Source organism: Acetobacter cerevisiae, assembly GCF_001580535.1.
Classification (GTDB): domain Bacteria; phylum Pseudomonadota; class Alphaproteobacteria; order Acetobacterales; family Acetobacteraceae; genus Acetobacter; species Acetobacter cerevisiae.
On sequence record NZ_LHZA01000156.1, the window covers coordinates 69349 to 96136 of the forward strand.

Genomic DNA, 26788 nt, shown 5'->3' on the forward strand with positions numbered 1-26788 from the left:
ATCATGCTCGGGCCGGCCAGCAAAACTTTAGTTTGCAGCAGGTGCCGGAACAGCAGCAGCTTCAGGCGCTGCAGCCGGAACTTCTGCTTCCAGAGCCGGGTCAACCGGCAGTTCTTCAGCCGCACCGAAATCCTGGCCAGAAGCGCCCAGTTCAGCGGAGATCCCGTCCAGAACGGAAGAGGAGACCAGATCGCAATACAGGGAGATGGCGCGGATGGCGTCATCGTTACCCGGAACCGGGAAGGTCACGCCCTTGGGGTCAGAGTTGCTGTCCAGAATCGCCACAACCGGAATGCCCAGCTTGTTGGCTTCTTCAACAGCCAGCTTTTCCTTGTTGGTGTCGATGATGAACAGGATGTCGGGCAGACCGCCCATTTCCTTGATCCCGCCGAGGGAGCGTTCGAGCTTGTCACGGGCGCGGGTCAGTTCAAGAATTTCTTTCTTGGTCAGACCGGACGTGCCGCCGTCCAGCGTTTCTTCAATCTGGCGCAGACGCTTGATGGAACCCGTAATGGTCTTCCAGTTCGTCAGCATGCCACCCAGCCAGCGGTGGTTGACGTAATACTGACCGCAGCGCTTTGCAGCTTCAGCAATCGGTTCTGCTGCGGCGCGCTTGGTGCCAACAAACAGAACGCGGCCACCACCGGCAACAGTGTTGCGGATTGCCTGCAGGGCGCGGTCAAGCAGGCCAACAGTCTGCTGAAGGTCGATAATGTGGACCTGGTTACGCACACCGAAGAGGTATGGCTCCATCCGCGGGTTCCAGCGGCGGGTGTGGTGACCGAAGTGAACACCAGCTTCAAGCAGCTGGCGGAGTGTGAAATCTGGCATCGCCATGGGGCGTATTCCTACCTTATCTGGTTAATCCTCCGCGAAGCACGGCCCCTTTACTGTTCAGGGCACCAGAAGGTGTATGGCTTCGCGTGCGTAGTCCCGGCCTGGGCCAAGCGATGCCGATATGGCGGTTTTCGCTGGCCCTTGCAAGGCAAAAATGCGGGTTATCAGCCCTCTTTAATGGGTTTGGCGTTTGCGTTGGGCACACCTTTGCGGGCCAGGAGGGCCCGCAGAGCCTTCACAATAGGGAAGACTTCAATATTGTGGTCACCCCCAAGCTCACGCCAGGCCTTCTGTTCCAGTTCCACAATTTCCCGGTCTTCTTCAAAGATACGGTGCGTGAAGATCCCCAGAACCGGCCAGGCCATATCCAGCAGAAAGCCCCATTTGGGCTTCTTGACGGAGAGCAGACCAAACGTCTGGGTGCCCAGCTGGTCAGACCCCAGCGGCACATAGGCCACCCACAGGTCCATCACCAGATCACCATCTTTGTCATGAATTTGCAGAGTCTGGTACGGGTAGGTGGTGCGGATGGAGACAATTTCCTCCACCGGCTGTTCCTGCCCTTCAATCTCACGATGCTTGCCGAAAATCAGCGCTTCAGCCAGCGGCTGGTTGCCACCCTTACGGGCAAAGCTGTACCGGGCTTCCTGAAAGTTCTCGCCCTTGTCCTGCCCCATGAAGCGGGCCGTGATGGAGCCCATCTGCCGCCGGTGCAGGAACTGATGGTTCATGTCCATCAGGTTCTCGTGCATGAAGGTATAATGGCATTTCAGACGCGGGTGAAAGCGGCGGGTCTTGAATTCCGGGTTTTCAACCTGCGCGATGTCGGGCATCGGCACGCTGTCCGCCAGAGCAGGATCTCCGGGGAACACAAAAATCAGACCGCTTTTTTCCCGACAGGGATAAGACTTAACAGGCCGTCCCACCCCTTCCTTATTCAGGTAAGGCACCGTGACGCACTGGCCCGCACGGTCAAACGCCCAGCCATGATAGCAGCATTTGATGCAGTCACCTTCGACCTTCCCCTTGCTCAGGGGCACCTGCCGATGGGCACAGCGGTCTTCCAACGCATAAACCGGACCATTTTCCGGACGAATCAAGGCAATGGGGTGCCCTGCATACCGGGCAGGAAAAGTCTTCCCCGGGCGCACCTTGTGCGACCACGCAATGGGATACCAGAAATTCGGATCACAATCGATCTGCCGCAGATCATACTCCGGGGCAGAGACCTGTTCAGCCGGTTTTTCTTTGACTGCTTCTTCCTGCATGGGTCACCTCTCACATTACCAGAGGCGAATGCGCAAAAAAACGGCACCACCTCACCGGGTCATGCCGTCTAGGATTGGTCTTTCCCCCAGGATCAGACAAGCCCCACCTCTGCATGCCAGATTAGCAAGGGATTAGCGTATTATAAAGGAAGAGCCCTCTGCTCCACTGAGAAACAAAGGGCTCCAGAACATTTTTTATTTAGGCGAATGCGGCAGGGGGTAGTGCTTACGGGGCTTGGTCGGCTGATCAGGCTTTTCGGTTTTTGGGCCCGGAGTTGTGGTGCCGCGGTTCGTCGTCGAGTCCTGACCATTGCCACCATTGGACGGCGGCTGCGTCCCGGGCTGTTCGGCCTCGGTGCGCGGGTTGTTCCAGAGTTTATGAGACGGCTCGACCCGATTGCCGTTCTCGTCCTTGGCCGCAGGCGGCACCTTACCAACCTGAGACGCCGCAGAATTTGCGGTCGGCGCGCCGGGAACCGAATCACTCTGCGTTGTCTGCGCCAACGCAAGCGTCGGGGCCATCAGCATGGAAACAGCCAGAGTCATGGAATACAGTTTTGAAGACATGGGATATCCTCCCGTTCAAGATGTAGATACGCACTCATGCCTCTAACGAGGCCTTTCCGGAAAGGTTGCCTTTCCTTATTTACAGAGCACACCTGCCAGAACGGAAAGGCGGCCTCACGCTCCCCCACATGCGGGCAGCGGTATGTCCAGCGCAGCACATAGCCTGCTCAGACCGGCCGCGGACTGTCTGACCGATGCACCATCAAACGCCTTCACCTGTCGCACACTCAGACTGTTAATCAGGTAAAGTCCCTCTGCGGCCTTCAGTCGCGCCAGAGAGAGAGACTCTTCCCGCAACAGCCCCGCTTGCAACAGCACGGCCCGCGCAACTCCGGGCAATGCCCCCTCCCCCACCGAAGGCGTAAAAAACTCGCCCCCCTCCTGAATCACCACCGTGCTGATGGGGGTTTCTGCCACCCTCCCCCTCACGTTCAGCAACAAGGCTTCATCACACCCAGCCCGCATGGCCTCCTGCCGGGCCAGAATATTAGGCAGGTAATTCAGGCTTTTCAGACGATTTAAGGGGGATAACTCATCACGCCGAATGGTTTGGCTTGTCATGAGGGAGACCGATGACACCGTTGCCTGCCCTGCCGTAGCCGTCATAAAAACGGTAGGCTCTCCCTGCTGTAGCGGCAAAAGCCCTCTCGGAGCCACACCCCGTGTGACTGTCAGACGGGCAGAGCCGTTTTGCACATCCGTTGCCTGCAAAAGCGCCTGCGCGGCCTGCGCCACTGTCGCCGCATCAGGAACTGCCAACCCAAGCACCGCTCCCCCATGCTGCAAACGCTGCATATGCAAATCCAGATGGCGCACACGTCCATTTTGCACACGGAGCGTTTCAAACAGGCCATCCCCCAGCGTCAGCCCCCGATCCGTCAGACTAACATGCGCCTGTGCAGCCTCACACAGATGCCCATTCAGCCAGACCAGACTCATGCCTCATCTCCAAAAAGTGCCCGGAAAGGAGCCACTTTCAGGCGCATTTCTTCATATTCCTTTTGAGCGTCAGAGAGAATGGTAATCCCCCCACCTGCGGCCAGTGTCAGAGAGTCCGTTCTCCGGACAAGGGTTCGAATAATCACGGAACTTTCCAAACGACCATCTACCCCGACACAGAGCACGCTCCCGCAATAAGCCCCACGCGGAGAGGCTTCCAGTTCTTCAATAATTTCCATAGCCCGATGCTTGGGGGCGCCCGTCACAGAGCCGGGTGGCAGGGTAGCACGCAGCAGGTCAAACACATCCCGCCCGGCCTCCAGTTCTCCCCGCACTTCAGACACCAGATGATGCACATGGGCAAAGCGTTCCACCCTGAGAAATTCCGGCACGCTCATGCTCCCAACCCGCGCCACACGGCCGATATCATGCCGCATGAGGTCCACAATCATCAGGTTTTCAGCCCGTTCCTTGTCATCTGCGCTCAAACTAGCCGCAAAAACGTCATCCTCTTCCGGCGTCTGCCCGCGCGGGGCTGTACCCTTGATGGGCCGGGATGTCACAACGCCCTGCGCGTCACACTGCAAAAACCGCTCCGGTGACGTGGAATGTAACGCGTATCCCGCCCCGCAGGACAAATACGCGCCAAAGGGGGCCGGAGCCTTCTGACGCAGAGCCAGATACAACGCCGTATTTGAAAATTCTTTTGGGAACGCAGAAAAATAGCGCCCCGTGATATTCACCTGAAAAATATCCCCGGCGGCGATATATGCTTTAGCGCGCTCTATGGCCTCGCAATACGATGCGCGGGACTGATCGAGACGAAACTGCACCCGAGGCACATCTGGCAAATCAACCGAGCCTTCAGGCACAGCCTCCCATGCCGCGACATGCGCCGTAACCTGCTGGTCCCCAGCGGTATCCTGATCCCCCTCCGACACAACGCCCGTAATAAACGCACGTTTTGAAAGACGATCCCACACAAAGGCATGATCGTAAAAACCGGAAGCCCAGTCCGGCTCATCCTGCGCAGAGTGACGGGGCGAAATATGTTCCAGCTGCTGCCCAAGACCGTATCCTGCAAACCCGATCCATCCACCGTAAAATGGCAGTTCCGGCATCTCCTCCGGCTCATCTGCACGAACCACAGCAGACGGCATGGCCTGCCGTAGCCGGGCAAACAACGCATCTGGCGTAAAGGGAACAGGCGGTTCGGCATTCTGAAAAATTTGCCTATCCTGCACCACAAGACTCTGACGCGGCGTTCGGCAAAAAATCTGCCAGCGACTGCGGCCTTCTACCGGTCCGCCACTATCCAGAAACGCACACCACGGCGCATCTCCCCATGCTGCAAACACAGCCTCTGGCTCACGCCAGGCCAGTTCCTTTACCCAGACCCGTGCCGTGACCATATGTTTTGCAACCTCAGACCTGTTCTACGCGGGAAATACCTTCCAGCATTTTGAGCCTTTGCCCCAGAAGCGGTGTAACCCGATACCCACCGCGCAAACGGATTTCCACATCACAGGTTTCTGCAACGCCCGGCAGCAGGACAATCCGGCTGGAACCACCTTTCTGCTCGGTCAGGATTTCATTCAGGCGCGGCAAGGCACCTTCCTGCTCCACCCATATCCGCAACTCACTTTTTGCCTGCGCTGCGGCCTGCTCAAGCTCCACAATATCCGTCGCTGTAATGCGCATTGCCTCGCCTTCCAGCTTCAGGTCCGCCGTTACCAAAACAGCAGTGCCAGCCGTAAGGCTTTCGCGCACACGGGTCAGAACTTCAGAAAATACGGTCACTTCACAGCCACCGGAGGAGTCTGAAAGCCGGACCCATGCCATCTTGTTGCCGGTGCGGGTCGGGCGTTCCTTACGGTCCACCACACAGCCCGCAATGCGCACACGGCCTACCCCGGCTTCCGCCGCTGAGAGCAGACCAGAACAGCGCGTCACATCCAGCCGACGCAGCACAGTGCCGTAGGAATCCAGCGGATGGGCCGTCATATGGAAGCCAATCGCTTCGGCTTCCATGGCCAGACGCTCGAACTCCGGCCAGTCCTGACATTTTGCAAGACGTAGCGGCTCAACATGGCCACCGCCGCCAAACAGGCCAATCTGGCCAGAAGCCGCCTCCTGCGCCTGACTTTGCGCCCGTCGCAGAATAGTATCAGCCGAGTTAAACGCCAGCGCCCGGTTTTTATCCAGACATTCAAACGCCCCGGCTTTTGCCAGATTTTCCATTTGCATGCGATTGATCTGCTTGGGGTCAATCCGCATGGCAAAATCTGCCAGATCCTTGAACGGTTTGTTCCCACGCGTTGCCACAAGGGCTTCCATCGCGCTGAACCCAACCTTTTTGACGGCTGCCAACGCATAACGAATCCCGTGGGTGCCATCCGGCAACGTCTCGACCGAGAAGTCCGCTTCGGATTTATTCACATCCGGCGGCAGAACCTTAATACCCATCCGCTCGGCTTCCTGCCGCAGAGCCGCCAGCTTTTCCGTCCGCTCCCGCGCCAGAGACATACAACCAGCAAGGAACGCCACCGGATGATTAGCCTTCATCCACGCTGTCTGATACGAAACTAATGCGTAAGCTGCGGCATGGGATTTATTGAAGCCGTAGTCGGCAAATTTCGCCATGAGGTCAAACACCTCAACGGCTTTATCCCGGTCAATCCCGCGCTTGACGGCCCCTTCCGTGAAAATCTCGCGCTGGGTATCCATTTCCGCACGGATTTTCTTACCCATGGCACGCCGCAGCAAGTCAGCACCGCCGAGGCTGTAGCCCGCCATTTTCTGGGCAATCTGCATCACCTGTTCCTGATAGACCATGATGCCATAGGTCTCTTCAAGAATATCGCGGATTTCCTCGTGCGGCGGCTCCCACGCTTCCCCGTGCTTTCTGCGGCAATAATCAGGAATGTTTGCCATCGGGCCGGGACGATACAGCGCCACAGCCGCAATCAGATCTTCCAGACGGGTGGGACGCATCTGTTTGAGAACATCACGCATCCCGGCGCCTTCAAACTGGAAGACACCCGCCGTATCGCCGTTACTGAGCATGTCGTAGGTGGCCGGGTCGTTCAGCGGAATACGGCTGAGATCAACCTCAATCCCCATTTTCTTGAGGAAGCCAACGCCCCTTTGCAAAATGGTCAGCGTTGTCAGCCCCAGAAAGTCGAACTTGACCAGCCCCGCCTGCTCAACAAACTTCATGTTGTACTGCGTGACGAGCATGTCGCTTTTCGGGTCTCGGTAGAGCGGCACCAGCTCTACCAGAGGCCTGTCGCCAATCACCACACCGGCGGCGTGGGTACTGGCATGGCGGAACAGCCCTTCAATCTGCTGGCCAATTTCCAGCAGGCGGCGCAACGCTTCATCATTGTCGCGCATTTCCTGAAGTTTCGGCTCTCCGGCAATAGCTTCCTTCAGTGTGGTCGGTTTAGCCGGGTTGTTTGGAATGAGCTCCGCGACCCGGTTAACCATGCCGTACGGCAGACCCAGCACACGCCCCACGTCACGCACCGCAGCACGCGCCTGCAACTTACCGAAAGTGATAATCTGCGCCACACGATCTGGCCCGTATTCCCGGCGCACATAGGCAATCACCTCATCTCGCCGGTCCTGACAGAAATCGATATCAAAGTCAGGCATGGAAACACGTTCGGGGTTTAGAAACCGTTCGAACAGCAGGTTGAAAGGGATCGGGTCGATATCAGTAATGGTCAGCGCCCATGCCGCCAGAGAGCCTGCGCCCGACCCACGCCCCGGCCCCACCGGAATATCATGCGCCTTCCCCCACTGGATGAAGTCCGCAACGATCATGAAGTAACCGGGGAACCCCATGCGGGAGATAATATCCAGCTCAAACGTCAGCCGGTCTTTATATTTCTGCCGGGTTTCCTCATCCATGGTCATGCCGGAAAGGCGCTTTTCCAGCCCTTCCCATGCCATAGCGCGCAGCGTTTCGTCTTCCGTTGCCCCTTCTCGCACTTTTGGGCAAACTGGCAGCAGCGGCTTGCGGGTTTCAACTTTAATCGCGCAGCGCCGGGCGATTTCCAGCGTATTGTCACAGGCGTCAGGCAGATCGGCAAACAGAGCGCGCATCATTTCCGGCGGTTTGAACCAATGCTCCGGCGTCACACGCCAGCGGTCCCGCTCCGCCATGGTCCGACCCTGCGCGATACAGATCAGCGCGTCATGCGCCTCGTACATTTCCGGGCGCGGGAAAAAACATTCATTGGTCGCCACCAGCGGCAGTCCGAACTCATCCGCCAGCGCCAGCACACCCGGCTCCACCGCTTTTTCCACCGCCAGATTGTGGCGATGCAGCTCGACAATCAGGCGGTCACCAAAGGCTTCCTTCGCCTGCGCCAGCCAGCGTTCGGCTTCGTCCTTCTGTCCATCGGCCAGCATCTGGAAAACCGGGCCACGTGTGCCACCTGTTAGCAGCAGCAGCCCCTCCGAGCGCTCACACATCACTTCCATGCTGATAACCGGATCAGCCGGGTCGGACTCTCTAAAGCCTGTGGAGGACAGATATTGCAGGTTGGCCAGCCCCACCTCGTTCTGCGCGAGCATGACAATCGGCTCAGACGGAGAACCTGGCTTGTCGTTGCGTGACGGCAGGCCCAGCTGACAGCCAATAATTGGCTGAATGCCGCTCTTGCTGGTGTACTGCGAGAACTCCAGTGCCCCGAAGAGATTGCCCGAATCCGTGATAGCGACGGCGGGCATCCGCATCTCTTTGGTCAGAGAAACCATCTCCGGCACACGAATGGCCCCCTGGCTCAGGGAGTAAGCGGAATGGACACGGAGATGAACGAAATCGGCGTAAGACATACCCCGTTCTATCACACCCTCCGGGGCCTGCGTCACCTTACAAATGCTTATCTGGATACCGCCCCACGCCCGGATGCTTTACAACCGCCCTATGGAACATACGGGAACAGAGCTACGCCGGGGCTGGACCACCGGAAGCTGCGCAACAGCCGCCGCAAAAGCCGCATGGCTGACGCTCCTGGGGCACGAGCCTCCGGCCAGTGTGACCATTACGCTCCCCGGCGGCCAACGCCCCACCTTTGCCATTTGCCGAACTGGTCTGGACAACGGGCATCCCTTTGCCGAGGTGGTGAAAGATGCGGGTGATGACCCGGACATCACCCACGGGGCCGTTATCCGCGCCACGGTTCGCCGCCTGCCTGCGGGTTCCGGCGTGCAGTTTCGGGCTGGCCCGGGTGTTGGCATGGTCACACGCCCCGGCCTGCCCATTCCCCCCGGTGAGCCAGCCATTAATCCCACCCCGCGCGCCATGATCCGCACAGCCCTGACCGAAGCCAACGGCGGCACCCTTCCTGACGCAGAGGTCACGCTTTCCATTGAGGATGGGGCCAGACTGGCAGAGCGCACCCTCAACCGCCGCCTCGGCATTACCGGCGGCCTTTCTGTTCTGGGCACAACCGGCATTGTCGTGCCGTTTTCCTGCGCTGCGTGGATCGACAGTATTCATCGCGGCATTGATGTCGCCCGCGCAGAAGGCCTGACGCATATTGCAGGCTCTACCGGCAATGTTTCAGAAAAAGCCGTTCAGAAATTCTATGGCTTGCCTGATACAGCGCTGATTGAAATGGGTGATTTTGTCGGCGGTATGTTGAAATACCTGCGCCGCCACCCCGTACCACGCCTGACCATTGCGGGTGGCATTGCCAAAATGACCAAACTTGGTCAGAGCAAGCTGGACCTGCACTCCAAACGCGGACAGGCCGACATGGGCGCACTGGCACAGCTTGCCGCAACAGGGGGCGCCCCTGCACCCATAACAGACGCCATTGCGGCCAGCCCCACTGTGGCCGAGGCTTTTCTCTTAGCCTCCTCTGCACACATCCCGCTTGGCACGCTCATCGCACAGTCAGCCCAGCACACGGTTCTGGAGACCCTTGCCCCAGCCCCCTGCGCGGTGGACGTGATGGTGTTTGACCGTTCAGGCCAATGTGTTGGACAGGCCGGCCCTTCCCTGCCCCAAACCTGATTTAGCTCCGGAAGCGCCGCCGATAATCCGGGTTATACAAAGCGCTTTCCCGAAAGTCTTTTTCCGCCAGAGCAGGTCCCACCAGCACGAGAGCTGTGCGTTCCACCGGGTTTTGCGCCAGTTCTGCTTCAATCGTGCTCAGTGTGCCGCGCAACACGAGTTGGTCTGGCCATGTCGCCCGCGCCACAATGGCGACAGGGCAATCTGCCCCGTAAAAAGGCGTCAGTTCCTGCACGATCTTTCCCAGCGCATGAATGGCCAGATGAATAGCCAGCGTCGCACCTGTGGCCGCAAACGCCGCCAGTGTTTCACGCTCCGGCATGGCGGATGCCCGGCCCGTCATACGCGTCAGCACAACACTCTGAGCCACACCCGGCATGGTCAATTCCCGCCCCAGAACAGAGGCCGCAGCCGCAAAGGCGGGTACACCCGGCACCATGCTCCACGGAATCCCCAGCCGGTCCAGCCGACGCGTCTGTTCCGCAACGGCACTGTAAATGGACAAATCGCCTGAATGCATGCGGGCTACATCGTGCCCTTCCGCATGAGCTTTGGCATATTCCGCTTCAATCTCATCCAGAGAGAGTGGGGCCGTATCCACCAGCCGCGTGACCTCGGCGCAAAATTTCAGCATATCCGGTGGCACAATGGAGCCTGCATACAGGCACACCGGGCAACGCTCCAGCAGATCGCGCCCCCGGAGCGTTAGCAAATCCGCAGCCCCGGGGCCGGCCCCAATAAAATAAACCGTCATTTCGTTTCCTCTCCTTCCGCCACCGCACAGGTTATGCCCGCATGCGCTTGCCGCAGCACGCGCAACCACGCACCCGGCCCAGCTCCAGCCAGTGCGCAGCCTTCTGCCACAGAGGCAAAACCTGTTTCCTGCAAAGCTCTTTCTGAAACTGTTTGGCAAATATTCTGCACGCCCCGCAATGCGTCATCCGAAACCCAGAACAGAGGGACGCCAAGCAGCGAGGCCACTTCCTCCGGTAACGCTTCACCGTGCCGAAAGCCCGGAACTGCCAGATATGTCAAAGCAGTGGCCTTATTCTCTTGCACCACCTGCCGCACAAAAGTCGCTGCCTCGGTCGCGCTGGCCGAGTTGCTCCATCCCATCCCGGCCACGCTCATGAATGATCTTCCGATTTCCACGCAACCCACTGCGTCACACTCATAGCCGGACGAAAACCGTGCATCTGCCCGACCCCTTCCATGCGAGAGACCGCCAGACGAGTAAGGGTACCGCCCCATTCCTGCACCGCCTGCATCAGCCGTGCTTCTGTTTCCATCACCACGGCATTGACCACAAGTCGACCGCCGGGTTTGAGCGTCTCCCATGCGCCTTCCAGAACACCAGTCCGACTCCCGCCCCCACCAATGAAAATAGCATCCGGGCGTTCCAGATTTTCAAACCCCTGTGGCGCACGCGCTTCCACAACCTGCAAATCAGGCACACCCAGATGCAGGGCATTCCGGGCAATCCGTGCAGCCCGTTCCGGCACGGGTTCAAGCGTGATGGTGCGGCAGGACGGGTCTGCCAGCATCCACTCAATCCCTACAGAGCCAGAGCCGCCCCCCACATCCCACAGCAATTCCCCGGCACGCGGGGCAAGAGACGAAAGCGTCACCGCACGAATTTCGCGTTTCGTCATCTGCCCGTCATGCTCGAAGCAGGAATCCGGCAGGCCCGAAGTCAGAGAAAGGCTAAACGTCCGGCTGTCCGGTACAATCTCCAGCGCCAGAATAGTCAGCCTGCCGGGAGAGACGGGCACACCCTCCCGCGCCGCAAAATCATAACGGCGTTCCTTTGGTCCACCGAGCGCTTCAAGCGCATGGCAACGCGTGCGGCCAAAGCCTGACTCCGTCAGCCATTCCGCAAGCTGAGCCGGAGACTGCTCATCCGCACACAGCACCATCAAACGCGCACCGGGCTGCAAAAAGGGCTTCATGCGGTGCATATTGCGCCCACACAAAGACACCACCCGACAGTCCTGCAAGGCCCAACCAAGACGCGCGCAGGCCAGAGATATGGAAGAAGGCGCTGGCAGGCACAACATCTCCTCGGACTGCACATGCTTGGCAAGCGTTGCCCCAACGCCGTAGAAAAACGGATCACCCGACGCCAGAACCACAACGGGCGTACCCCGCCGCGCCAGAATAGCGTCAACTCCTTTTTGAAAAGGTGACGGCCAGACCGCCGTTTCTCCGTGAATACCCTTTGCCGCCAGTTCCAGGTGCCGCGCGCCTCCCACAACATACGACGCATGAGAGAGCAGTGTGCGGGCAGCAGGACTCAGGCCGTCCAGACCATCCTCCCCAATACCGATCAGCGTCAGCCAGACATCAGACATCACATCTCTCTCCCCGGTTCCGCGCTGGTGCGCATTACGTTCCGCACCTTTCCGAACACCCGACTTGCGGAACCTCCGTCCCGATCGTTATGGAAAGACGCATACAGTTCTTCAGGATACAGCACGCCATGCCCTTTTCTGCCGCCTCTGCCCCCGTGCCTGTGTTGATTCTGGGCGGCACGACGGAAGCCTCCCGCGTATGCCGTCTGCTGGAACATCACCCTGCTTTTACCCCCACCCTCTCGCTGGCTGGCGTGACTAAAAATCCGCATCTTCCCAATATCGCTGTCAGGATTGACGGGTTTGGAGGCGTAGAGGGGCTGAAAGACTGGCTGAATCAGCATGCCATTCAGGCGGTGATTGACGCCACGCACCCCTTTGCAGCCACTATGAGCCAACATGTGGCCGCAGCGTGCGCGGAACTGGCGCTCCCGGTGCTGCGGCTGGAACGCCCGGCGTGGTTGCCTACGCCGCAAGACCATTGGTACAGCGTGCCCAACCTGACCGCCGCTGCCAGCCTTCTGGCTGACCCTGCGGGTTTTGGACAGCGCCCCTTGCGGGTTTTTCTGACAACCGGACGTAAGGAGGTCGCGCCATTTTGCGCTGCCCCGCAACACACCTATCTGCTGCGCTCCATTGATGCCCCAGACCCGGCAAGCCTGCCCCCGCACACCACATGCCTGTCCGCGCGTGGACCGTTTGATTACGCGGCAGAACTGGCCGTGATGCAGGCGCATCATATTGATATTCTGGTCACTAAAAATTCTGGTGGAAACGCGACCTTTCCAAAACTGGAAGCGGCCCGCTCCCTGCATTGCCCGGTGATTATGGTCGAGCGCCCGCCACACCCCGCCTGCCCGCGCGTAGACACGCCTGAAGAGGCTATGGTGTGGCTGCAAACGCATCAGACTGCTTCCACCTTGCGCGACGTATAAAACCACACACTTCCGTCCGGTCGGGGGATCAGATGACTAGCCACACAGCCAATCAGCACCAGCGTGCTCATATCCGCCCATGTGGCATCCGCTTGCGCCAAAGTGGAGAGACGTACAGCTTCATCTTCCCGCCCAATAGCCCGTGCGAACGCTACGGGGATTGATCCGGGCAGGCATCCGCGCAAATGGTCCAGAGCCTCGCCCAACTGGGTCGGGCGCGCTTTGGAGCGCGGATTATACAGGGCAATCACAAACCCGGCCTCTGCGGCCAGAGCCAGCCTGCGCAAAACAACTGACCAGGGCTTAAGATTATCGGAAAGAGACATCACGCAGAAATCACCCCCCAACGGTGCCCCCAGCCGTGCGGCTGCGGCCAGAACTGCGCTGACGCCGGGAATAACCGTGATCTCAAGCGCGCGCCATTCCTGCGGCCCGTGGTCCACGGCCTCAAACACGGCGCTAGCCATACCGAACACGCCTGCATCGCCACCGGACACAACAGCAACATGCCGCCCCTGCATGGCCATTTCCAGCGCATGACGGGCGCGCTCCAGTTCGACCCGGTTATCGGAGCTGTGCCGCACAACGGATGCCGGTGCCTCAACCCGCTGCACATACGGCCCATAACCAACCAGATCCGTCGCCCGACTGAGCGCCTGATCGGCCTGCGGCGTACGCTGGAGCACGTTACCGGGCCCTAACCCGATAATGGTGACAGACCCTGTCATCGCACACCCTTTCTGCCGGGCACCAGCGCCAGAGAAAAATAGGGCGCAGGCCCCTCCTGCTCCGCCAGAGGCAAACACCGCGCCTCCGGCTGTGTGCCACGCTCCACATAAACGGCGTCTGGCAAACGCCCGGCCTGTGTAAGCGCCTTACGCAATTTTGGCATATTGCGGCCAATCTTCATCACCACAGCGGCATCAGCTTTTTCCAGCCAGTGCGCCAGATCCTCCTCCGGCATGGTCGCGGGCAGCACGCACAACACATCGTCCCCATGCGTCATAGGGCGCGCCGCCTGTGACCAGCACCCGCTCATGGCGGAAATACCCGGCACGACCTGCGTTGCAAAGCGGCTGCGCAGGCGGTCAAACAAATACATGGACGAGCCATACAGAAAGGGGTCACCTTCACAGAGCAGAGCCACATCCTTCCCCTGCTCCAGAACCACGGTCAGATCCTGCGCGCAGCGATCATAAAACGCGTTCATATTCTTATGATACGCTGGATCTTTAACCGAAAGTTCCGTTGTAAACGGATAAGCCAGCCGTATTTCCTGCGTCGTTGGGGCAATATGAGCCTGAGCAATACGCCGGGCATGGCCCTGTGTGTCATGCCGACAGAAATACGCTACTACCGGCGCGGCCTGCAGAACTTTGACTGCGCGCAACGTCATCAGGTCCGGGTCACCCGGCCCAACGCCCACCACATGCAATGTGCCGTGCGCCATCACTCAGCCTCACTTGCCAGCGCGTTCACAGCCGCTGCGGCCATGGCGCTACCTCCCAGCCGCCCATGCACAACCAGCCAGGGCACATCATGCCTTTTTGCAAGAGCCTCCTTGGATTCCGCTGCCCCCACAAAGCCAACCGGCAACCCGATAATAACCGCAGGCTTCGGTGCGCCAGCATCAAGCAGTTCCAGCAAATGGAACAGCGCCGTGGGAGCGTTGCCAATCGCGACCACGGCCCCGGCCAGTTTCTCTCCCCACAAATCCAGCGCCGCCGCAGAGCGGGTATTGCCAATCTCTTTAGACAGTTCCGGTGTGCGGGGATCACGCAAAGTGCAGACTACCGCATTGTCCGCAGGCAGACGGGCGCGTGTAACGCCATGCGCAACCATCTCGGAATCACAGAGAATGGCACAGGATTTTTTAAGGGATGCTCTGGCTGAAGAGACGAAATCCGCCGTCATCGCCACAGACTGCGCAACTTCCACCATGCCGCACGCATGAATAATCCGCACGACAACCTGCGCCTGCTCCGGTGAAAATCCGCTCAGATCCGCTTCTGCCCGAATGGTGGCAAAGGAGCGTTTATAAATAGCGGCTCCATCCCGAATATAGTCATAAGCCTGCATACTTAAACGTCTCCTTTCGGCAGAGCCTGCAAAAAGGCTCTGACATCCTCAGTTTTTGGCAGAATACGGCTCGGCTCATCACTGGCCCCGCCATGCAGCACCACGCCATAGCCCCCGGCTCCGGCAACAAGTGTGACCGTTGCGGCACCCGGATGCGCACAGCCCTTGCGACAGCCCGATACATGCATGTCTGCTTTATCGGGGAGAAACTGCGCGAGGGCTAATGCATCCCGCCCCACATCACCCGCAGCCTGTGCGCATCCCGGCGCGCCAATGCAGGCGTAAACATGCAAGCGTGCGTCGTCAGGGTCCGTAATCATTCCGGAAATTTCAGGATTTTTTTTCAGTCCGTGAAAAATCAATCCTGACCACGGCGTCATCCGCAATATACCATCCCCTTCCTGCGCAACCTGTGCGCAGGCACGGAGCGTTGCTGCCGTCAGACGTCCTAACGGCGCTACCGCTGCATAAATGGAGCCTGTGAGATAGCCCGCCAGCGTGCCGGGCCGATTTTCGCCTTGCATTGCCACCACAGGGGCAGGCCCGCACGTCAGTCCTATTGCAGCAAACAGAGATTGCCCTACAGAAGGCATTCGAAGCGGCCTCTGCGTTTCACCCCGTTTTATAAAAGCTGCTGCCAGAGCAAGTGCTGTTTGCACGGCATCCTGCACGGTCTGCGGCTCTGAGCAGCGGTTCCCACATACGACCCGCCAGCCAGCTTGTGCTGAGACCGGACCATCGGCAGCCTGTACCATAATATCGGCGAGCAGAGAGCCTGCCGGGAAAAACCCTCCACCGTCGACGCAAAAACCAAATTTATCAGGCAGAGCAGAAAGAGACGGATGGTCTATCAGACCGCTCCGCAGTGTCTCAGCGCACAGCAACGCCTCTGCGGCACAGACAGAGTCTATACCCGCCAGAGGGGAAACCTGAAGAGCCAGACGGCGCTCGGCCTCCGGGTCAGCCTGCCCCAGACCCGCCGCGATCATACGGTGCGGAAAAGCCTGCGCAGCCTCCAGACCAAAACCGCGCAGTTGCACGTTTCCTCGGTTTGTCAGGCTGATCTGCCCATTGCCGTCCTGCTCCGCAACATCTGCCAGAAGATGAGCCTGCGCTGCACTCATCCGGCCCAGAGGCGGACGCACACGCACTAGCCAGCCGTCCGCTGCCTGCATGGGCGCAAACAGGCCGGGACACCATCCTTTGACCACAGGTACAGAAAATGCGGCCGACATGAACACCCTTCAGGCAACACACCGCACAAAGCAGCATGGGGGTGCAGTTCTGAGGCCGACCGGACAAGCCAAACGGTAACGCGCACGTCAACGCGCCATCACGCACCGGACACCCCGCCGGACATGACACTCCAGAAAATCAGATGGCAGGTCTCCTGGCTGATGACACAAAACCACCGGTATTCCGGCGGCTTTCGCTTGTTCCATACCTTCCCGGAAAAATCTCCAGTGGCAAAGCACTCTGCGGCAGAGTGCTGGAACACGCCTGATGTCACATACAGTTGCGGGGGCAGCGACGGCCAAGAAACAGCGGAGTTCTCACCGTACTTCCCTTTTTCATCCCAAAGCGGGAACCATCGCGTCCTGTTAAGCAGGCTCTCCGGGAGATGTCAAAACACTGTGTACGCAGCCCTGCACTCTTGAAAGAAAGGCCCTGTGCCGCCAGCTCTCAAAGGGCTTACGCCCCACCTGCCACACGCACGGAGAACAGAATGATGCAGTATCGCCAGCTCGGTCGGTCCGGCCTGCGTATTTCCGCCTTTACCCTTGGCACCATGACATTCGGCGGCAAAGGCGCTTTTGCCAAGACCGGCAATACCGATACAGCCGGGGCTCGCCGCCTGATTGATCTGTGTCTGGATGCCGGCATCAACATGTTTGACACAGCAGACGTGTATTCCTCTGGAGAGTCCGAAACCATTCTGGGAGAAGCACTCAAAGGCCGAGCACAGGAAACTCTGGTGACCACCAAGGCCCGCTTCCGCATGCAGGACGGCCCGAATGGGGAAGGCTCCTCCCGCCTGCACCTGATTGCCGCGTGTGAAGCCAGCCTGAAGCGTCTGGGCCGTGACCATATCGACCTGTATTATCTGCATGAGTGGGACGGCCTGACCCCGCTGGATGAAACGCTGGAAGCGTTGGATACCCTCACCCGTGCAGGCAAAATCCGCTATGCGGGCGTTTCCAATTTCTCCGGCTGGCAGCTGATGAAGGCGCTTTCGGTCGCCGAGCGGAACAGGCTGATTGCCCCGGTCTCCCAGCAGATTTACTACTCTCTGCAAGCGCGGGATGCGGAATATGAACTGTTACCCGCCGCCGTTGATCAGGGCATTGGCGTACAGGTCTGGAGTCCGCTGGCGGGTGGCCTGCTGTCTGGAAAATATCGCCGCAACAAACCAACACCACAGGGCCGCCAGCTTGAAGATTTTGGCGAACCCCCGGTGCATGACAAGGAAAAGCTGTTCGACATTGTCGAAGTGCTGATTGCTGTTGGGGAAGAACATGGCGTTTCCGCCGCCCAGATCGCGCTGACATGGACCATGCACCGCCCGGCCATTACGTCTGTCATTATCGGCGCCCGCACGGAAGAGCAGCTGAAAGACAACCTGAAAGCGGCCGAACTGGTGCTGTCGGAAGACCAGTTGAACCGCCTGAATCAGGCCAGCCTGCCGCCCCTGCTCTATCCGTACTGGCATCAGGCCAGCACGGCCGCCAGCCGGCTGAGCGCGGCGGACCGGGTGCTGCTGGAACCGTTCCTGAAAACACAGTAAGACGGGCGCAGGCCGGACAGCCGCCCGCTCGGTTTTCTCGTGCACAAACTGTGCGGGCGGCTGTCCTTCCCTTTTATCGCAAACCGGGATGCGTCATGAAGCTTGTGAGAACCAGACACGAACTGGCCGAAATTGTCACGCAGTGGCACCATGAGGGTGAAACAATCGGGCTGGTGCCCACCATGGGGTCTTTGCACGAAGGCCATCTGACCCTGGTGCGCGCGCTGGATGGCAAAGCCACCCGGCGGATTGTGACGATTTTCGTCAACCCGATCCAGTTCAACAACCCGGATGATTTCCAGCTTTACCCACGCGGTCTGGAGGCAGACGAAGCCCTTCTGGCAGAAACCGGTGTGGTGGATGTTCTATATGCCCCGGATGAAACGCAGATTTATCCACCCGGCTTTTGCACCCGCATCAGCGTGTCCGGGCCAGACCGGATGCTGTGCGGCGGAGACCGGCCCGGCCATTTTGATGGCGTTGCAACCGTTGTCACCAAACTGTTTATGCAAACCCGCGCCAATATCGCGGCTTTTGGGGAAAAAGATTTCCAGCAGCTCTGCATTATCCGTCGGGTGGTGACGGATCTCGACCTGCCTCTCACTATCCTGCCGGTTCCCACCGTGCGGGAAGCGGATCATCTGGCTTTATCCTCACGGAATAAACGCCTCACCCCGGCCCAGCGGGAACAAGCCAGCCATCTGCCAAAGGCTCTGATGGACTGCCTTGCGGCTCTGAAAGCTGGCCAGCCTGTTACCGCCGCTCTGGAACACTGCACACAGACCCTGAAAGACGCGGGTTTTACCGTGCACTATCTGGATCTGCGCTCTGAAAAATCACTCGGCACTGTTGAAAAGGCCGAGGCTGGCGCACGGCTTTTTGTTGCTGCCAGTCTGGGCGATGTCCGGCTGATTGATAACATGCCGGTGGTCTGAAACTATTTTGCACACACAGGGAAAACCCCATGACGATTACACGCCTTGACCCCGAAGAACGCCTGACAGGCGCAGTAATTTACAACGGACTGGTGCATCTGGCCGGTCAGGTCGCAGATGATGCCTCTGCGGATGCAGAAGGCCAGATGGCGGACATTCTGCGGCAGGTTGATGCCCTTCTGGCCAAAGCCGGCACAGATAAAAGCCGCCTGCTCTCCGTGCAGATTTTTCTGGCGGATATGAACGATATGGCAGGCATGAACCGGGCATGGGATGCCTGGCTGGACCGTGACAACAAACCTGCCCGCGCCACCGTGGAAGCCAAACTCGCCAACCCGGACTGGCGCGTAGAACTGACCGGCATCGCCGCTCTGCGCTGAGGCTGACAAAAAGGCTGCTTTCTTCCAGGTAGAACGGAAAAGAGCAGCCTTTCTGGTCTCATAAACACATAGCGCCGCCCATAGCGGATTTGCCATGACGGATGCTTTGAGCAGATTGTTTGGGGAGCACATATAGCGCAGCACTCTGTGACTGAGACGGTCAGCCAGAACACGTTACGCAAGAATCAGAGCAACAGACCCATCAACGCAAACTTCATGGCAAAATGCCACAGCTTACAGCGTGAAAATCTATTTTGAATTTTAGGAAAAAGGCTGGCTCCCGAAGTAGGACTCGAACCTACGACCCAGCGATTAACAGTCGCTTGCTCTACCAACTGAGCTATTCGGGATCAGCGAGGCATCGTATAACCGTGATCCGGGGGTGCCGTAAACCCCCTTTTTTCATTTTTTTTGTGTTGCATGTTTTTATGAGCAGACGACGCTGAAAACCCCGCGTGGTAAGAAAGAAGCATGAGCGCACAAGGACCTTCCTCCGACCCGGCCTTCCGCCGCCGAATTGTTCTGACCAGCCTTGCCGGGCTGGCCATAGCGGGAGCCGTGGGTGCGTTTGAACACCACGCGCATAATCGGCCACCACGCAAGCAGCCGGATGGCCAGTATCGCAAACTCAAGCTGATCTGGCCGCACTCGGACACAGCCCCGGTGCTGGCCGTTGCGTATCAGAAAGGGTTTTTTGCCCGCTACAGTCTGGATGTGGAAAGCGTTTCCACCCCGCAAAACGGGAATGAAGCCCTGGATGCGTTGGCAGCAGGTAAAGCGGACTATGCCGTCGCGCCTGCGTTAACCTGGCTCCCTCGTCTGTATGGCGGTCTGCCTGCCAGCCTCATACTGGGCATTCAGCCCGGCACCTTCCGTCTGCTGGTGCGACGGGGGGCAAACATCACCCGGCTGGACCAGCTTGTGGGTCGCACAGTGGCCATGCCGGATAAGAATGCTGCGGATAAATTTTTCTTCGCCATCATGATGCGCCGCAAGGGCATTAATGCCATGGGCGGCATTACCTGGACTGATATGCCAGCAGACCAGATGGTTGACTCCGCCCGCGCCCACACCATTGATGCCGTCGTGGCGCATGACCCGCTGGCCTGGCAACTGCTGAACGGCCATGCGGACTTGTTTTCTGAACTGGTTGGCAGCAACACAGGCCATTATGCAGACCGCACCAGCCTAATCCTCGGGGCCTCAAAGGCCGCGCTGGACGCGGACCCGGATGCTGCAACCGCCCTGACTCTTGCTCTGCGAGATGCCGCAAAATGGGCCAATCAGCACCGGGATGAAGCCGCGACACTCGTCGCAGATGACTCCGCAGATGTCAGCACCGATGCCATGCGCGCCATGCTGCATCATCAACCCGCCATCAGCCCGGTGACGGGTCATGCACTACGCGAGCAGATGGCCCAGTATTGTGATGAATTGCAACTGATCGGCCTGCTCCCTGATACAGAAGCCGCCTCTGCGATTGCCCGGCGTTCGACCCGCAATGTGCTGAACGGCTGATTTGTCAGGACAGTTCAGGGTCTTTCTTGCGGCGCGGTAGCCGGATTTCACTCGCCAGAACACCGAGCACAATCAGCCCAGCGCCCGCTATGGCCAGTGGCGGCAGACGCTCCCCGGCAAGACGCCCCACAAGTCCGGCCCAGACCGGCTCCCCTGCGTAAATAACCGTCGCCCGCGTGGCGGAAATGGTTTTCTGCGCCCAGTTCATGGCGAACTGGATGACCGCACTCATCACCCCCAGCCCCACACCGGACGCCACCCATACCCATGAGAAAGCCGGGATATGTTCACCCGCTACCGGCATGAAGGCCAGCGCCAGAATGCCAGCCACCAGCAACTGCACAATGGTCACGCGGCGACTATCCACGCGCAGCGCGTAGCGGCTGATCAGAATGATTTCACCCGCTATGGAGACTGCGCCGAGCAAGGTCGCAATCTCACCGGGGCTGAAGCTCAGGCCGCTGGCGGCATCCGACCCGGTCAGGCAGATCAAACCGACGAAAGCAATCAGAACGCCCACCCAGCTCATCATATGCGGCCTGCGTTTGAGCACGGCCCACTGCAAAAACGGCACCATCGGCACGTACAGAGCCGTGATAAAAGCGGACTGACTGCTGGAAATGGTTTTCAGGCCCAGCGTCTGGAACGTGTAGCCCAGAAAGACGCCAACCCCGATCATGCACCCGGCCTTCAGCTCATACCGCGTCATCCCCGCCAGAGATTTGCGGAACAGCAACAGGGACATCAGGCCAGCCGTAAGAAACCGTACGCCCACAAAAAACAGCGGGCCAGTATGTTCCATGGTATGGTGGATGATCAGGAACGTTGCCCCCCACAGCATGGTGATCAGGACAAGTATGATCTCCTGTTTCGACAGAAACTTGACGTGAGAGCCAGAGGCGGGTGGAGTCTTGATCATAGTTAGCAGCGTATATGGGCACTATAATGCACAATCAACCCCCACGATCTGATGTTTTGAAATATGTGGGGACAAATCTGCGTCGCCTGCGCAAAGACGCCGGCCTCAGTCAGGAAGCTTTGGCCAATGCGTCCGGCATCAGCCGCCGCATGATTGTGAGTCTGGAAGCCGGGACCGCCAATATCAGTCTGGGCAGTCTGGACCGTCTGGCAGAAGCACTGGACACAACCTTTCTCAAGCTGGTGAGCAATCCGGACCGCGAATTACGCCGCATTGAGGAAGTGATGTGGCGGGGCAAAACACCCTCCAGCAAAGCAACCTTGCTTGGGGCGGCCCCCGCCCGGCAGGATACGCAGCTGTGGCTATGGTCTCTTGCACCGGGGGAACGCTATGTGGCGGAACCCGACCCGGAAGGCTGGCATGAAATGATTTTTGTGCTGGACGGCACACTCACCATTGAGTTCGATACAGAGACTCAACTAGTGAATGCGAACGATTTTACAATTTATAACAGCGCCCAGAATTACGCCTACCTGAACGCAGGCAAGAAAGCCGTGCGCTTCCTGCGCACGGTTTCATCCTGAAGAAAAAGGGCGACCTGTTCAGCGCAGATTGCTGACAAAACGCTCCAGACGCTGGCAGGCTTCCATCAGGTCGGCATCACTCGTGGCACAGGACAGACGCAAATAGGGCGACTGCCCGAACGCACTGCCCGGCACGGCGGCAACATATTCCTCTTCCAGCAACGCCAGCGCAAAATCATGATCTGTTTCCAGCCGGGCACCGCCCGCACTGGTCTGCCCCAGACACCCGGCCACACCCGGATACGCATAAAATGCGCCTTCCGGCATAGCGCAGGTCAGACCGGGAATGCGACGCAGCGCATCCACCACCATCTGCCGGCGGCGGGCATAGGTTGCGGCCATTTCCTGCACCAGATCCGCCGGACCATCCAGCGCCGCCGCAGCAGCAGCCTGAGCAATAGTGCAAATGCCGGACGTGGCATTCCCCTGCACTCCCCGCATGGCGGCAATCAGGTCTTTCGGCCCACCGGCAAAACCAACGCGCCAGCCTGTCATGGCATAGGCTTTGGACACACCATTCAGCGTGATGATGCGGTCTTTCAGATCGGGTGCCACAGCAGCCAGTGAGGCTGAACGCACACCGTCAAACACCAGATGTTCGTAAATCTCGTCCGACAAAACCCAAAGATCAGGATGCTGACGGACGATTTCGGCAATCGCCTCAAGCTCCTGCGCCGTCATCACCGCCCCGGTGGGATTATTGGGGAAGTTCAGCACAAGCCAGCGCGACTTCGGCGTGAGGGCCGTAGCAAGAGCCTCGGCTTTCAGCTTGAAGCCATCTTCCTCACGGCACGGCACCGTGACCGGCACACCGCCAAACATGCGGGCAATTAGCGGATAGCTGACCCAATAGGGTGCAGGCACAACCACTTCATCACCGGGGTTCAGCGTCGCCATGAAGGCGTTGAAAATCACCTGCTTGCCGCCATTGGAGACCATGATCTCATCCGGCGCGTAATCCAGACCGTTTTCCCGCGTGAATTTACGGGCAATAGCGGCTTTCAGGGCTGGTGTGCCGTCAACCGGCGGATATTTGGTCTGCCCGGCCAGAGCCGCCGCATGGGCAGCTTCCACCACAGCCGGGGGCGTGGGGAAGTCGGGTTCCCCCAGCGCCAGAGAAATAACCGGCTTGCCTTCCGCCCGCAGCGCACGGGCACGACGCGCCATTTCAATAGTGGCAGGAGCAGGCAGCCCCTCCAGCCGACGGGCGAAAGACCGGGCCATACTCTTAAATCAACCCTTTGCAGAAGCGCTGGATACGGGTGCAGGCTTCACGCAGGCTTTCCGTATCCGTGGCGTAGGAAATGCGCATGTAATCCGGATACATGAAGGCCGAGCCATGCACGGCTGCAACGCCTTCTTCTTCCAGCAGGGCCGTGACAAAATCCTCATCCGTTTCCAGCTTGCGGCCACCGGGGGAGGTTTTCCCAAGGCAGCCTTTGACGGACGGGAACACGTAAAACGCCCCTTCCGGCTTGTCACACTCCAGGCCTTCGGCCTCGTTCAGCATGTCCACAACCAGATCGCGCCGCGCCTGATAGGTTTTGACCATCTCGCCAATAAAGTCCTGCGGGCCGGTCAGCGCTTCAACAGCCGCGGCCTGTGCGATGGAGCAGGTATTGGAGGTAGACTGGCCCTGAAGCTTGTTCATCGCTTTGGTCAGTTCCACCGGGGCACCGGAGAAGCCAATGCGCCAGCCTGTCATGGCATAGGCTTTGGACACACCATTCATGGTCACGGTGCGGGAACGCAGCAGCGGCTCCACTTCCACAAACGTGGCCGGACGGAAGCCGTCATAGGTCAGTTTGGCGTAAATATCGTCCGTAAACACCCAGACATGCGGATGGCGCAGCAGCACGTCGCACAGCGGGCGTAGATCTTCCGCAGAGTACGCGACCCCGGTGGGGTTACAGGGAGAGTTCAGAAAAACCCATTTGGTACGCGGCGTAATGGCGGCTTCCAGCTCTTCGGCTGTCAGCTTGAATCCATTTTCCCGACGGCACGGCACAATGACCGGCACCCCTTCGGCCAGCGTCACGATATCCGGGTAAGACACCCAGCACGGAGCCGGGATAATGGCTTCATCGCCCGGATTGAGCGATGCCATCATGGCATTGTAAATGACCTGCTTACCGCCGGTGGAGACGATGATTTCTTCCGGCGTGTAATCCAGACCGCTATCCAGCCGGAAGCGGTCCGCCACGGCTTTGCGCAGCGCGGGCGTACCGGCCACATCGGTGTAGCGGGTCTGGCCGTCTTCAATCGCCTTCATGGCGGCGCGGGCAATATTGTCAGGCGTGCGGAAATCCGGCTCACCAGCCGAAAGGCTAATGATATTTCGCCCCTGCGCCTTAAGCTCACGCGCTTTGGTCGAAATAACAATCGTCTGGCTCGGGCTGATCCTGTTCAGACGGTCAGCAACAATGCTCATAATCCCAACACTTCCTGACACATTATGCCATCGGCCCCGCCTTGTGCTGCCGGAACAGAGCCTGATGGAGATAAAAAACCGGCAAGGGCCAACACATTAATGCGCTTCTGCCTCCGGCGGAACCGGCGAAACCGCGTCTGTCGTCAAATTTTATGAAAAATCATTTAAAAATGACTGGAGGAAATCTCAGAATGCTCACCCAAAAACGCCGGGATACCCGGCAGCCTGCCGCACCTCTTCCGGTGTCATCCCTGCGTCCCGCATCGCACGAACAGCTTTGGCTCCATCCCGTTTGGAAAGACGCCGCCCCTCCGCATCACACAACAACGGATGAAACAGATAAGCCGGTGCGGGCCAGCCCATAAGGGCCTGTATCAACCGGTGCAGGTCCGTCGCGGGGCGCAGATCCTCCCCGCGTGTGACGAGCGTGACGCCCTGTGCGACATCATCATGCGTGACACACAGATGGTAAGAGGCAGGCACATCCCGTCTGGCCAGCACAACATCCCCAAACAACTCCGGCTGGCAATAGACAGTGCCGCGCTCAAGGTCTGTATAAGTCAGCGGCCAGTTGGATGAAGCCTGCGCCCTGACCCGCTCCAGCGCCCGCGCCCGCGCCATATCCAGCCGCAACACATGCGGCTTTCCCTCCGCCAGAGCGGCGGCCCGTGCGTCTAGCGACAAATGGCGGCAGGTGCCGGGGTAGCGCAGACTGCCATCGGGCGCGGCATGCGGGGCGGACATCATGCCCGCAGACTCTCGTGCAATATCAGACCGGGTGCAGAAACACGGATACAGCACCCCCATCTGGTCAAGCTGCTCCAGCGTTGCATGATAGGCGGCCATATTGGCAGATTGTCGCAAAATAGGACGGGCAGAGCGTAAGCCGAGCCACTCCAGATCTTCCAGCAGAGCCGTGGCGTAACTCTCCCGGCAGCGTTGCGGGTCAATATCTTCCATCCGCACAATCCAGATGCCGTTCGGCCCTTTATGGGTCCAGCCTGCCAGAGCAGATGCCACATGCCCCAGATGCAAAAAGCCGGTGGGGCTGGGAGCAAAACGGGTCACCCATGAGGATTCCGTCATGAGGCACACCTGAGGAGAACAGCACGCATAAAACTCTCACAAAATGATAATAATACTGTTTTGTTAAATACTTAGGCCATTTCTTGCGGGAAACCAATCTATCTGCAATACTCAGCCCAACACTGATCTCGACGACGCACTTCTGACGGCGTTCTGTTACGAGTTTTTACGCCAGCTTTTGGAAGTTGCGCCCTCACCTGCACCAAGGAGGCGCGTCTTGGCTGACGGCAGTACGATAAATTTCCCTGCTCTGGTGTTGAATGCGGATTTTCGTCCGCTCTCCTACTTCCCACTATCCCTATGGTCCTGGCAGGATACCATTAAAGCTGTGTGCCTCGACCGGGTTTCCGTGCTGAGTGAGTATGATGCAGAAGTGCATTCCCCCCACCAGACCTTTCGCCTCCCCAGCGTGATTGCGCTGAAGGACTATGTGCCGTCTGCCCGCAAACCGGCCTTTACCCGTTTTAATGTTTTCCTGCGTGACAATTTTTCCTGCCAGTATTGTGGGGACAAGCACCCCACGCAGGACCTGACGTTTGACCACGTCATCCCCCGCTGCAAAGGCGGTCGCACCACGTGGGAAAATGTCGTAACGGCCTGCGGGATCTGTAACCTGCGCAAAGGCCCGCACCTGCCCCACAGCATCAATATGCTGCCCCGGCAGCGCCCTGTGCGCCCTACCTCATGGCAGTTGCAGGATAATGGCCGGGCCTTCCCGCCCAATTACCTGCATGAAAGCTGGCGTGACTATTTGTATTGGGACACAGAGCTGGACAGCTGAGCGCCTTTATTTGGTGTAGCTATAACCATATTCATCCGCCTGCTTTTGCAGGTCCGGGGCATCTTTCAGATTCAGCGGCAGCGGGTGCGCGCCTTTTTCACCCAGAATGAAGTTGTGGTTGCTCATACGCTGGCATGTGTTGGCCGCCAGCGGGAAACTGAGGAACATCGGGCCTTTCATCTGATTTCTCAGGCAGGACACATCCGTATCCAGCAAAGGCTTACGGCCTATTTCAGAAGAACATCCGCCCAGCAGCGTAAGGCCGGTGAGCATAATTCCAAAGCCGATTGTCTTCTTGTTCCGTCTCACAACCACGCTGACCTTTTCCTCGCCACTCTGCGCCGACATCCAAACGCCGGATA

At 58.8% G+C, this 26788-nt stretch carries 26 protein-coding genes, 1 tRNA gene and 1 riboswitch; of the genes, 8 read left to right on the plus strand and 19 right to left on the minus strand.

Features of this window, described 5'->3' with window-relative positions; all coding sequences use genetic code 11:
• Positions 1 to 27 precede the first annotated feature (27 nt).
• From rpsB to dnaE, 6 genes are all read right to left on the minus strand, one after another.
• Positions 28 to 837: a 30S ribosomal protein S2 gene (rpsB, locus tag AD928_RS12500; protein WP_062250914.1), complete on the minus strand. Its 810-nt coding sequence runs from the start codon at positions 835 to 837 to the stop codon at positions 28 to 30.
• Positions 838 to 1001: 164 nt separating this feature from the next.
• Positions 1002 to 2105 carry an aromatic ring-hydroxylating oxygenase subunit alpha gene (locus tag AD928_RS12505; protein WP_062141504.1) on the minus strand — a complete coding sequence of 368 codons (1104 nt, stop codon included), beginning with the start codon at positions 2103 to 2105 and terminating at the stop codon, positions 1002 to 1004.
• A gap of 195 nt (positions 2106 to 2300) precedes the next feature.
• Positions 2301 to 2672, minus strand: coding sequence for a hypothetical protein (locus tag AD928_RS12510; protein ID WP_062141502.1), 372 nt, complete (start codon positions 2670 to 2672; stop codon positions 2301 to 2303).
• Between the two features lie 114 nt (positions 2673 to 2786).
• A complete protein-coding gene (locus AD928_RS12515) occupies positions 2787 to 3611 on the minus strand; it encodes an aminotransferase class IV (RefSeq protein WP_062250915.1) in 825 nt (274 codons plus the stop codon).
• Positions 3608 to 5023 (minus strand): aminodeoxychorismate synthase component I, encoded by a 1416-nt coding sequence (pabB, locus tag AD928_RS12520; protein ID WP_062250916.1) that lies wholly within the window; start codon positions 5021 to 5023, stop codon positions 3608 to 3610. Before pabB ends, AD928_RS12515 begins: the two co-directional genes overlap by 4 nt.
• A gap of 13 nt (positions 5024 to 5036) precedes the next feature.
• Complete coding sequence (gene dnaE, locus AD928_RS12525) at positions 5037 to 8456, minus strand: DNA polymerase III subunit alpha (protein ID WP_062141498.1); 3420 nt, start codon at positions 8454 to 8456, stop codon at positions 5037 to 5039.
• A 91-nt stretch (positions 8457 to 8547) separates the two neighbouring features.
• Here dnaE and AD928_RS12530 point away from each other — a divergent pair, with 91 nt between their 5' ends.
• Positions 8548 to 9642, plus strand: a complete 1095-nt coding sequence (locus AD928_RS12530; RefSeq protein WP_062250974.1) for a cobalt-precorrin-5B (C(1))-methyltransferase — start codon at positions 8548 to 8550, stop codon at positions 9640 to 9642.
• A 1-nt stretch (position 9643) separates the two neighbouring features.
• Here the strand turns inward: AD928_RS12530 and cobM are convergent, their stop codons facing one another.
• Genes cobM through AD928_RS12545 form a run of 3 tightly spaced genes read right to left on the minus strand, consistent with a single transcriptional unit; the run spans position 9644 to position 11993 of the window.
• Positions 9644 to 10396: a precorrin-4 C(11)-methyltransferase gene (gene cobM, locus AD928_RS12535; RefSeq protein ID WP_062250917.1), complete on the minus strand. Its 753-nt coding sequence runs from the start codon at positions 10394 to 10396 to the stop codon at positions 9644 to 9646.
• Positions 10393 to 10773 carry a cobalamin biosynthesis protein gene (locus AD928_RS12540; protein ID WP_062250918.1) on the minus strand — a complete coding sequence of 127 codons (381 nt, stop codon included), beginning with the start codon at positions 10771 to 10773 and terminating at the stop codon, positions 10393 to 10395. Before AD928_RS12540 ends, cobM begins: the two co-directional genes overlap by 4 nt.
• Positions 10770 to 11993, minus strand: a complete 1224-nt coding sequence (locus tag AD928_RS12545; RefSeq protein WP_062250919.1) for a bifunctional cobalt-precorrin-7 (C(5))-methyltransferase/cobalt-precorrin-6B (C(15))-methyltransferase — start codon at positions 11991 to 11993, stop codon at positions 10770 to 10772. The genes AD928_RS12540 and AD928_RS12545 overlap by 4 nt, the downstream gene beginning before the upstream one ends.
• A 128-nt stretch (positions 11994 to 12121) precedes the next feature.
• Between AD928_RS12545 and AD928_RS12550 the strand changes: the two genes are divergently transcribed.
• Positions 12122 to 12928, plus strand: a complete 807-nt coding sequence (locus AD928_RS12550) for a cobalt-precorrin-6A reductase (RefSeq protein ID WP_062250920.1) — start codon at positions 12122 to 12124, stop codon at positions 12926 to 12928.
• Here AD928_RS12550 and cobJ read toward each other — a convergent pair.
• From cobJ to cobG, 4 genes are read right to left on the minus strand one after another with little or no spacing between them, the layout of a single operon-like run.
• On the minus strand, positions 12898 to 13656 hold the full coding sequence (gene cobJ, locus AD928_RS12555; protein WP_062250921.1) for a precorrin-3B C(17)-methyltransferase: 759 nt from the start codon (positions 13654 to 13656) through the stop codon (positions 12898 to 12900). The genes AD928_RS12550 and cobJ overlap by 31 nt on opposite strands.
• Complete coding sequence (locus tag AD928_RS12560; protein WP_062250922.1) at positions 13653 to 14378, minus strand: precorrin-2 C(20)-methyltransferase; 726 nt, start codon at positions 14376 to 14378, stop codon at positions 13653 to 13655. Before AD928_RS12560 ends, cobJ begins: the two co-directional genes overlap by 4 nt.
• A complete protein-coding gene (locus AD928_RS12565; protein ID WP_062250923.1) occupies positions 14378 to 15007 on the minus strand; it encodes a precorrin-8X methylmutase in 630 nt (209 codons plus the stop codon). The genes AD928_RS12560 and AD928_RS12565 overlap by 1 nt, the downstream gene beginning before the upstream one ends.
• Before the next feature lie 2 nt (positions 15008 to 15009).
• A complete protein-coding gene (cobG, locus tag AD928_RS12570; RefSeq protein WP_062250924.1) occupies positions 15010 to 16242 on the minus strand; it encodes a precorrin-3B synthase in 1233 nt (410 codons plus the stop codon).
• A gap of 128 nt (positions 16243 to 16370) precedes the next feature.
• A riboswitch (cobalamin riboswitch) is annotated at positions 16371 to 16615 on the minus strand.
• A gap of 121 nt (positions 16616 to 16736) precedes the next feature.
• Between cobG and AD928_RS12575 the strand changes: the two genes are divergently transcribed.
• The 3 genes from AD928_RS12575 (at position 16737) to AD928_RS12585 (ending at position 19107) form a co-directional block, all read left to right on the plus strand.
• Entirely contained in the window at positions 16737 to 17792 is a 1056-nt protein-coding gene (locus tag AD928_RS12575) for an aldo/keto reductase (RefSeq protein ID WP_062250925.1), read from the plus strand.
• Between the two features lie 95 nt (positions 17793 to 17887).
• Positions 17888 to 18727, plus strand: a complete 840-nt coding sequence (gene panC / locus AD928_RS12580; protein ID WP_062250926.1) for a pantoate--beta-alanine ligase — start codon at positions 17888 to 17890, stop codon at positions 18725 to 18727.
• A 29-nt stretch (positions 18728 to 18756) separates the two neighbouring features.
• Positions 18757 to 19107 carry a RidA family protein gene (locus AD928_RS12585; protein ID WP_061501652.1) on the plus strand — a complete coding sequence of 117 codons (351 nt, stop codon included), beginning with the start codon at positions 18757 to 18759 and terminating at the stop codon, positions 19105 to 19107.
• Positions 19108 to 19381: 274 nt separating this feature from the next.
• On the opposite strand, the gene AD928_RS12590 is transcribed toward AD928_RS12585, so the two are convergent.
• A tRNA-Asn gene (locus AD928_RS12590) sits at positions 19382 to 19457 on the minus strand.
• Between the two features lie 121 nt (positions 19458 to 19578).
• Between AD928_RS12590 and AD928_RS12595 the strand changes: the two genes are divergently transcribed.
• Positions 19579 to 20625 (plus strand): ABC transporter substrate-binding protein, encoded by a 1047-nt coding sequence (locus AD928_RS12595; RefSeq protein ID WP_062250927.1) that lies wholly within the window; start codon positions 19579 to 19581, stop codon positions 20623 to 20625.
• A gap of 4 nt (positions 20626 to 20629) precedes the next feature.
• Here the strand turns inward: AD928_RS12595 and AD928_RS12600 are convergent, their stop codons facing one another.
• The gene (locus tag AD928_RS12600) at positions 20630 to 21544 is read right to left on the minus strand and encodes a DMT family transporter (protein WP_062250928.1); all 915 of its coding nucleotides are present in this window, start codon (positions 21542 to 21544) and stop codon (positions 20630 to 20632) included.
• Positions 21545 to 21570: 26 nt separating this feature from the next.
• Between AD928_RS12600 and AD928_RS12605 the strand changes: the two genes are divergently transcribed.
• The gene (locus AD928_RS12605) at positions 21571 to 22128 is read left to right on the plus strand and encodes a helix-turn-helix domain-containing protein (protein WP_209436698.1); all 558 of its coding nucleotides are present in this window, start codon (positions 21571 to 21573) and stop codon (positions 22126 to 22128) included.
• Between the two features lie 18 nt (positions 22129 to 22146).
• Here the strand turns inward: AD928_RS12605 and AD928_RS12610 are convergent, their stop codons facing one another.
• The 3 genes from AD928_RS12610 to gluQRS form a co-directional block, all read right to left on the minus strand.
• Entirely contained in the window at positions 22147 to 23352 is a 1206-nt protein-coding gene (locus tag AD928_RS12610; RefSeq protein WP_062250930.1) for a pyridoxal phosphate-dependent aminotransferase, read from the minus strand.
• A gap of 4 nt (positions 23353 to 23356) precedes the next feature.
• Positions 23357 to 24559: a pyridoxal phosphate-dependent aminotransferase gene (locus AD928_RS12615; protein WP_062250931.1), complete on the minus strand. Its 1203-nt coding sequence runs from the start codon at positions 24557 to 24559 to the stop codon at positions 23357 to 23359.
• A 195-nt stretch (positions 24560 to 24754) separates the two neighbouring features.
• Positions 24755 to 25645, minus strand: coding sequence for a tRNA glutamyl-Q(34) synthetase GluQRS (gene gluQRS, locus AD928_RS12620; protein ID WP_062250932.1), 891 nt, complete (start codon positions 25643 to 25645; stop codon positions 24755 to 24757).
• A 217-nt stretch (positions 25646 to 25862) separates the two neighbouring features.
• Between gluQRS and AD928_RS12625 the strand changes: the two genes are divergently transcribed.
• Positions 25863 to 26426 carry an HNH endonuclease gene (locus AD928_RS12625; protein ID WP_043553596.1) on the plus strand — a complete coding sequence of 188 codons (564 nt, stop codon included), beginning with the start codon at positions 25863 to 25865 and terminating at the stop codon, positions 26424 to 26426.
• Between the two features lie 6 nt (positions 26427 to 26432).
• On the opposite strand, the gene AD928_RS12630 is transcribed toward AD928_RS12625, so the two are convergent.
• Positions 26433 to 26699 (minus strand): hypothetical protein, encoded by a 267-nt coding sequence (locus tag AD928_RS12630; protein WP_062141565.1) that lies wholly within the window; start codon positions 26697 to 26699, stop codon positions 26433 to 26435.
• Positions 26700 to 26788 lie beyond the last annotated feature (89 nt).

What these genes read in the sequence shown, in the direction of transcription:
- rpsB (WP_062250914.1), bottom strand. Translation starts at nt 837, where the DNA reads ATGGCGATGCCAGATTTCACACTCCGCCAGCTGCTTGAAGCTGGTGTT.
- AD928_RS12510 (WP_062141502.1), bottom strand. Translation starts at nt 2,672, where the DNA reads ATGTCTTCAAAACTGTATTCCATGACTCTGGCTGTTTCCATGCTGATG.
- cobJ (WP_062250921.1), bottom strand. Translation starts at nt 13,656, where the DNA reads ATGACAGGGTCTGTCACCATTATCGGGTTAGGGCCCGGTAACGTGCTC.
- AD928_RS12515 (WP_062250915.1), bottom strand. Translation starts at nt 3,611, where the DNA reads ATGAGTCTGGTCTGGCTGAATGGGCATCTGTGTGAGGCTGCACAGGCG.
- gluQRS (WP_062250932.1), bottom strand. Translation starts at nt 25,645, where the DNA reads ATGACGGAATCCTCATGGGTGACCCGTTTTGCTCCCAGCCCCACCGGC.
- cobM (WP_062250917.1), bottom strand. Translation starts at nt 10,396, where the DNA reads ATGACGGTTTATTTTATTGGGGCCGGCCCCGGGGCTGCGGATTTGCTA.
- AD928_RS12605 (WP_209436698.1), top strand. Translation starts at nt 21,571, where the DNA reads ATGCACAATCAACCCCCACGATCTGATGTTTTGAAATATGTGGGGACA.
- AD928_RS12575 (WP_062250925.1), top strand. Translation starts at nt 16,737, where the DNA reads ATGCAGTATCGCCAGCTCGGTCGGTCCGGCCTGCGTATTTCCGCCTTT.
- panC (WP_062250926.1), top strand. Translation starts at nt 17,888, where the DNA reads ATGAAGCTTGTGAGAACCAGACACGAACTGGCCGAAATTGTCACGCAG.
- AD928_RS12530 (WP_062250974.1), top strand. Translation starts at nt 8,548, where the DNA reads ATGGAACATACGGGAACAGAGCTACGCCGGGGCTGGACCACCGGAAGC.
- cobG (WP_062250924.1), bottom strand. Translation starts at nt 16,242, where the DNA reads ATGTCGGCCGCATTTTCTGTACCTGTGGTCAAAGGATGGTGTCCCGGC.
- AD928_RS12565 (WP_062250923.1), bottom strand. Translation starts at nt 15,007, where the DNA reads ATGCAGGCTTATGACTATATTCGGGATGGAGCCGCTATTTATAAACGC.
- AD928_RS12505 (WP_062141504.1), bottom strand. Translation starts at nt 2,105, where the DNA reads ATGCAGGAAGAAGCAGTCAAAGAAAAACCGGCTGAACAGGTCTCTGCC.
- pabB (WP_062250916.1), bottom strand. Translation starts at nt 5,023, where the DNA reads ATGGTCACGGCACGGGTCTGGGTAAAGGAACTGGCCTGGCGTGAGCCA.
- AD928_RS12615 (WP_062250931.1), bottom strand. Translation starts at nt 24,559, where the DNA reads ATGAGCATTGTTGCTGACCGTCTGAACAGGATCAGCCCGAGCCAGACG.
- AD928_RS12595 (WP_062250927.1), top strand. Translation starts at nt 19,579, where the DNA reads ATGAGCGCACAAGGACCTTCCTCCGACCCGGCCTTCCGCCGCCGAATT.
- AD928_RS12600 (WP_062250928.1), bottom strand. Translation starts at nt 21,544, where the DNA reads ATGATCAAGACTCCACCCGCCTCTGGCTCTCACGTCAAGTTTCTGTCG.
- AD928_RS12610 (WP_062250930.1), bottom strand. Translation starts at nt 23,352, where the DNA reads ATGGCCCGGTCTTTCGCCCGTCGGCTGGAGGGGCTGCCTGCTCCTGCC.
- AD928_RS12540 (WP_062250918.1), bottom strand. Translation starts at nt 10,773, where the DNA reads ATGAGCGTGGCCGGGATGGGATGGAGCAACTCGGCCAGCGCGACCGAG.
- AD928_RS12585 (WP_061501652.1), top strand. Translation starts at nt 18,757, where the DNA reads ATGACGATTACACGCCTTGACCCCGAAGAACGCCTGACAGGCGCAGTA.
- AD928_RS12560 (WP_062250922.1), bottom strand. Translation starts at nt 14,378, where the DNA reads ATGGCGCACGGCACATTGCATGTGGTGGGCGTTGGGCCGGGTGACCCG.
- dnaE (WP_062141498.1), bottom strand. Translation starts at nt 8,456, where the DNA reads ATGTCTTACGCCGATTTCGTTCATCTCCGTGTCCATTCCGCTTACTCC.
- AD928_RS12545 (WP_062250919.1), bottom strand. Translation starts at nt 11,993, where the DNA reads ATGTCTGATGTCTGGCTGACGCTGATCGGTATTGGGGAGGATGGTCTG.
- AD928_RS12630 (WP_062141565.1), bottom strand. Translation starts at nt 26,699, where the DNA reads ATGCTCACCGGCCTTACGCTGCTGGGCGGATGTTCTTCTGAAATAGGC.
- AD928_RS12550 (WP_062250920.1), top strand. Translation starts at nt 12,122, where the DNA reads ATGCCCTTTTCTGCCGCCTCTGCCCCCGTGCCTGTGTTGATTCTGGGC.